This is a genomic window from Martinezella rhizogenes, assembly GCF_027460065.1.
GTDB lineage: Bacteria > Pseudomonadota > Alphaproteobacteria > Rhizobiales > Rhizobiaceae > Agrobacterium > Agrobacterium rhizogenes_C.
In genome coordinates this window covers 1-5392 of the sequence record NZ_JAPYZZ010000040.1, presented here as the reverse complement: position 1 = coordinate 5392, position 5392 = coordinate 1, and the positions used below count along the sequence as shown (strand labels likewise).

General features: G+C 51.6%; 7 protein-coding genes. 2 read left to right on the top strand and 5 right to left on the bottom strand.

The genetic code is table 11. The features are described 5' to 3' along the window. The first annotated feature begins 673 nt into the window (after positions 1-673). Entirely contained in the window at positions 674-1660 is a 987-nt protein-coding gene (locus O8B93_RS27655; protein WP_269713077.1) for a LacI family DNA-binding transcriptional regulator, read from the top strand. Between the two features lie 153 nt (positions 1661-1813). Beyond that, a complete protein-coding gene (locus O8B93_RS27650) occupies positions 1814-2527 on the top strand; it encodes a GntR family transcriptional regulator (RefSeq protein ID WP_269713076.1) in 714 nt (237 codons plus the stop codon). A 210-nt stretch (positions 2528-2737) separates the two neighbouring features. Here the strand turns inward: O8B93_RS27650 and O8B93_RS27645 are convergent, their stop codons facing one another. The 5 genes from O8B93_RS27645 to O8B93_RS27625 form a co-directional block, all read right to left on the bottom strand. Then, on the bottom strand, positions 2738-2914 hold the full coding sequence (locus O8B93_RS27645) for a hypothetical protein (RefSeq protein ID WP_006311582.1): 177 nt from the start codon (positions 2912-2914) through the stop codon (positions 2738-2740). Between the two features lie 57 nt (positions 2915-2971). Beyond that, positions 2972-3499 (bottom strand): VOC family protein, encoded by a 528-nt coding sequence (locus O8B93_RS27640; RefSeq protein WP_006311581.1) that lies wholly within the window; start codon positions 3497-3499, stop codon positions 2972-2974. Between the two features lie 54 nt (positions 3500-3553). Continuing rightward, positions 3554-4204, bottom strand: a complete 651-nt coding sequence (locus tag O8B93_RS27635) for a TetR/AcrR family transcriptional regulator (protein WP_006311580.1) — start codon at positions 4202-4204, stop codon at positions 3554-3556. Between the two features lie 129 nt (positions 4205-4333). Continuing rightward, a complete protein-coding gene (locus O8B93_RS27630; RefSeq protein ID WP_006311579.1) occupies positions 4334-5104 on the bottom strand; it encodes an SDR family NAD(P)-dependent oxidoreductase in 771 nt (256 codons plus the stop codon). A 125-nt stretch (positions 5105-5229) separates the two neighbouring features. After that, on the bottom strand, positions 5230-5392 hold a 163-nt coding region (locus O8B93_RS27625; protein WP_309568524.1), incomplete at its 5' end, for a transketolase C-terminal domain-containing protein.

The following is a 5392-nucleotide window of genomic DNA, read 5'->3' as shown; positions in this document are numbered from 1 at the left end:
CCACCTTGCGCTCAATCTCGATCGGCGCGCCGAACAGGATCGGCACAACCGCCGTCGCTATCGAATGGGCTTTGCCCATGAACCCCGTGCCAATAAGCGCAACATTCAACTTCTTCACTGGTAGGCCTCCATTGGGCAGCACATAATCAATGCCCTTGATCGTAAGTTCCCGCAGCCATTAAGGCCGTCAAATTTGTGATGTTAACGTATACAACAACACAAAAATCATAATGTCAACGATTACATTTTAAATTTCACAGCGTCTCATGATACTCACAGAAAGGCGTTCGCCAATATCCATTGCAGGCAAAATCGCTAAGCGTCCCCGTCAATGGACCGGATTGGAACCGTTAGCTGCGGCAAAGTGAAATTGTATTATCTGATGGCCTGACATAAGGGAGTAAGATGCGGAAAGAAGGGTCTGGACGGCTCTGAAAAACACTGCCGCGGCGTCCTGGCCCGGCTATCGGTGGTTTCCACCCCAACACACTGTCCGTATGCAGAATGGCCCCTGCGGTGAATTCTCAAAGCATGTGGAAGCATTTCGGCCAAGGACATCGAGAGCCACATGGCCCTTACTCCGCACCTATCGGCCAACCATCTTGTCCGCTATGCTTGAGTCCCACGATATATTTTTTAGGAACCTCTGGATTCGTATTCGAGTTTTTGCAACATGACCAAGCCCCCAACAGTTCACGATGTGGCCCGTCTCTCCGGATTGTCCACGGCGACCGTTTCTCGATATTTCGGAGGCAAGTCCGATGCAATCGCTCCTGAAACGATTGAGAAAGTAAAAAAAGCGGCGGAGGCTTTAGGGTACACACCCTCAGAAATTGGTCGTTCGCTTCGCCTTGCGCGAAGCAGGGTGGTTGTGATGATGGTCCCCGACGCGACCAACCACTTTACCGCCGACGTCGCCGCCTCGGTAGAGAACGCCCTGAAAGAAGTCGGCCTCTCGATGGTTTTGGCAAATGCATCGGAAGACGCCGAACAACAGGACCGTCTCCTCGTCGATGCGCAGGGTTTGCGTGCGAGAGCAATTGTATTGCAGGGCGCGATCGATACGCCGCGCCTTCGGGAAATTTGCGCTCGACAGAACAATGTTATTTTTGTCAATCGTCGCCCTGCGGATGGTATCGTCGCCCCCTATGTTGGCGTTGACAATTATGCGGCCGGGTTCGCCGTAGGGAAACACTTCGCTGAACGCGGGTACCAAAATTGCGTCGCGCTTCACGGCCCAAAAAACTATTCGGGCAGCACCGAGCGGCTGGACGGATTCATCGCGGGTTTGGGCAACTCTCGCGCGGTCCAGCAAATTGAAGGCAATTACACCATGGAATCTGGCTACGAACGTGGCCGGGAGCTTTTGACGTCTTCAAACGCCAAGCGATCCATCTTTTGCGGCAACGACATGATCGCTTACGGTGTTTACCGCGCCGCCTTGGAGCTAGGGCTGAGGGTGCCGGAGGATCTCATATTAATGGGATTTGATGATAACCGCCTGAATGAGTGGCTAGCCCCATGGTTATCAACAGTATCTGTACCGGCGACTGACTTTGGGCCCGCTATCGCCCGCTTGGTCGTCCATCCCCCTAATGTGCCTTTCGCAAGCCAGAATATACTGGTCCCATTCAAACTTAACTTTCGGGGTTCGGCATAAACACAATACACGGCTTCAGATTCAATTTTTATACGCCAGCGCGCCGAAAAGGAAAACGGCATCTAGACGTTGACGAGCCTTGGTTTATATTCGAATGTAATCGTTAACATTGCATTCAATTTTTCTTGGTCATCGTTTTCCCTTAAGGCTACAATGAAAGACCGCTCAGAAAGTTATGACGAACCCTTCCTCGTTGGCGCCATCGTTGCCCGCATGCGCGGCTTGATGGTAGACGGGGAGTTTCGTGCTGGCGAAAAGCTGTCGGAACATATCGTTGCAACTCGATTGGCAGTTTCACGCAATACCTTGCGCGAAGCATTTCGACTACTGACCGCACAAGGGCTGCTTACACACATCCCCAACCGTGGTGTATATGTTGCAGCACCGGACGAAGCAGCAATCATTGACATTTTCAGAGTACGGTCCGCCCTCCAAACCCGAGCGTTACAACTAGCTTACAAAACACATCCCGGTGTGATCCGTATGCGCGCAGCGGCGGAAGCCGGAGAATTGGCGGCGAGCCATTTGGATTGGAAGACAGCGGCGAAACTCAACCTTGAATTTCATCGCGCGATGGTCACGATATGCGACAGCCCTCGAATCGATAGCGCGTTCGATCTCGCATTGGCTGAATTGAGTCTCGTATTTGGTCAGCTGGATGACATTACATGTTTTCATGACCCGTTCCTGCCTCTTAACGCTCGGATTACGTCTCTCATTGAGGCTCAAGATAATTCTGCTGCATTGACCCTTCTTGAATCGTATTTACTGAAATCAGAACGAGCCATCTTGGGTGCCCTCCAGCGAACAAAAAAAGAATCCAAGATCAGCTTAGTTAAGCTACTGGATCGTTCATCGAAAGAATAACCATGCGGTCTGCGCGTCCACTGACCGTAGCGTGAACGACCTCAGTTTTGGGGTTGAGGCCACTTCAGCACTCAACTCCTTGGGCGTCTTGTTACAGGAAAAGCACGCTTATCTGCCGATCCCGTAGTTTTTTAGGATCGTGTGTGAGAGACGTTGCTCGGCTTATTGATTTCATACCCTACGCTCGGGAAGTGGCACAAAAAGATCAGTTCAGCCCAATTTCAATTCGCCTTTCACAACCTTCGCGCCGAGTTCTAGACAGCCTGGTCGCGTTAAATCGAGATATCTTCGACTCATGGCTTCGATCAATTCGGCGCTATTCATCGCCCCGCCATTTTCATCCTCGAAAGCAAGAAAGTAATCGCGGATAAAATTTACGGCAGCCATCTCCTGCTCGCCGGCTGAGTGTTGATGACCTGAAATGACAATCGACGGTTGATGCCGCTAAGCATTACAAGGGTTCCAAAGTCGATCACTTGTTTCCAGCTCGTAACCTTTTCCATCTGGATAGCTAATTAGCTCCATCTGAAGCCCCCAAGGAGCCAAAAAATATTGCCATATCACGCCGAGATCCGGCCCGTCGCGCTCAACGATCGGCTTTCCCAACATCTTGACATCGTATTTTTTTAGATGTTCGGCTGCTGTTTCGATATCATCGACATAAAAAGCAATATGATGACCCCCAACGTCACTGTTCTTGGGTAAATCCAAGGCTTGGTCCGATGATTGGAATTCGAAAATCTCTAAATTCATGTGCCCACATCGCAAGAATGCCACACCTCGGACTGTTGCCCTTGGATGGACGTTCAATTGATCTTTCATGAAGGTTCCCGTTTGATCCCCAAACGCAGGCGCCCGATAGACGACGATGCAGCCTAGAACCTCACTTAGAAAATTAATTGCTGCGTCAAGATCGGGCACCGTTATCCCTATGTGATCAAGACCACGAAGACCAGGTAGTCCCTTTTTCATTTGTGACCTCTGTACGTTGCTGGGGATTAATCGAGTTAATTATCCTGTTCGCAATTATTCCTGCTGGTCTCTTAGAATAGAGCGCGTCAGTTCGATCGCTTTCCGGCCACACTTCTCGAACAGATTTTCGTGGTCCAAACATTCACACCAACTTGTCGATGCATCGAGAATTGACATGATGAGCTTGATTGTCTGCCGGTCGGGTCTGTAACCCATCTCCGTTGCAGCGGCTTCGAACAGTTGCAAACAAAGTGTAAGCCACGCATCGATTTCGCGCCTGAAATCTGGCTCCAAGAAGCCGCCGACGCGATCCATGCGGACAAGAAGGTCCCATAGGTCTGCCGCTGGAAGGGTGACTTGGTGATGAAGTACCGACAGAACGAGTTTATCCCAAAATTCATCCACCGACGCGGCGGCTTGGATCTCATTCAGGACCGTGTATCCCCAGCGGGAATAGTGCCATCGAAGCGATTCTGAGACTATTTCGCTTTTCCCATCAGGAAAATGGAAATAAATACTCGCGGCCTTAACGTTTGCACTCTTCGCCAAGGTCCGCATTGTTACCGCGGAGTACCCCTCAACTGAGGCCAGCCTCAGAAAAACTTCAAGAATCCTTCTTCGACCGCTGGATAATTCCGACCAGTCGGTCTGATCTAGATGCTCTCTCAGTGCATCACAGGCGCCAAGCACGCTTGATGGCAACATATGTTTTCCTCATTCATTCCCTATGGGGCTTCAGTTCGCTGAAGCCCCACTCCAGAACCGCACATGTTTCACTCTCGTATACATTCACCACCACATCCGCTCCGATTGCAATCGGAGTCAGGCACGCCGTCAGAATGGATCACGCGCGCCCGCTAGCCAGCCACCGTCCATTACATATTCGCTCCCATGGACATAATCGGCATCATCACTCCCCAAAAATGCAGCGAGTTTTGCTATCTCTTCCGGCCGGCACCAACGGCGTGCGGGAACTTTGCTAATCGCGAGTTCCATATCGGGGGATGCTGAATTATGTTCTGGAAGCGCAAGCGGTGTCGCAGTTGCGCCAGGGCAAATCGAGTTTACCCTAATTCCGAGATGGCCGTATTCGAACGTTAGCTGACGCGTCAGACCGATGACGCCATGCTTCGAAGCAGTGTAAGCGGTACCCCCACCAGCGGCGCTGAACCCGGACGTCGATGATGTGTTGATAATCGCACCTTTCTTTTGTTTCAGCATGACGGGAATTACAGCGCGGGACATAAGAAAGGGGCCTGTAAGGTTGACCGCCATCACACGATGCCATTCCTCTACGCTCGTCTCATGTGCAGGCGCGTGACCATCAAGAACTCCCGCGTTGTTGCAAAGCAGATCGATCCTGCCCCAGCGGCCAAGGACAGCATCCACTGCCTTGTTCACGCTCTCCGGATCGCTAACATCAACCTTCAATGAAAGCGCCATCTCCGGCTTCATCAAACTTTGTACGGTTTCGACGGCACGGTCGTAGTTTATGTCCAAAGCAGCAACAAATGCGCCTCTGCCGACGAATTCACCGACCATGGCCCGCCCCATCCCGGAACCTGCGCCTGTGACGATTACTACTTTATCCGCATAGTTTGTCATTAATAGTCCTTTCGATTTGAGTTAGAAAGCATTTAACGGCGCCCACCATCCATTGGGTGATTTTCCCCTCGGTCATTGTCATTCCCCATTTGGGAACGGTGACGGCTTCGATAAGCGACATCGGATTACCTCTTCACGATAGATTTGGCGGCCTGCGCCACAGCGTCGGGGGTCGGCACATAGGCGTCCTCAAGATTGGGCGCATAGGGCACTGGAGTATGAGGGGCCGTAACGAGCTTGATCGGCGCCTTCAGGGCATCGAAGCACTTGTCCGCGAAGAGCGCCGAG

What these genes read in the sequence shown, in the direction of transcription:
- O8B93_RS27655 (WP_269713077.1), top strand. Translation starts at nt 674, where the DNA reads ATGACCAAGCCCCCAACAGTTCACGATGTGGCCCGTCTCTCCGGATTG.
- O8B93_RS27650 (WP_269713076.1), top strand. Translation starts at nt 1,814, where the DNA reads ATGAAAGACCGCTCAGAAAGTTATGACGAACCCTTCCTCGTTGGCGCC.
- O8B93_RS27645 (WP_006311582.1), bottom strand. Translation starts at nt 2,914, where the DNA reads ATGGCTGCCGTAAATTTTATCCGCGATTACTTTCTTGCTTTCGAGGAT.
- O8B93_RS27640 (WP_006311581.1), bottom strand. Translation starts at nt 3,499, where the DNA reads ATGAAAAAGGGACTACCTGGTCTTCGTGGTCTTGATCACATAGGGATA.
- O8B93_RS27635 (WP_006311580.1), bottom strand. Translation starts at nt 4,204, where the DNA reads ATGTTGCCATCAAGCGTGCTTGGCGCCTGTGATGCACTGAGAGAGCAT.
- O8B93_RS27630 (WP_006311579.1), bottom strand. Translation starts at nt 5,104, where the DNA reads ATGACAAACTATGCGGATAAAGTAGTAATCGTCACAGGCGCAGGTTCC.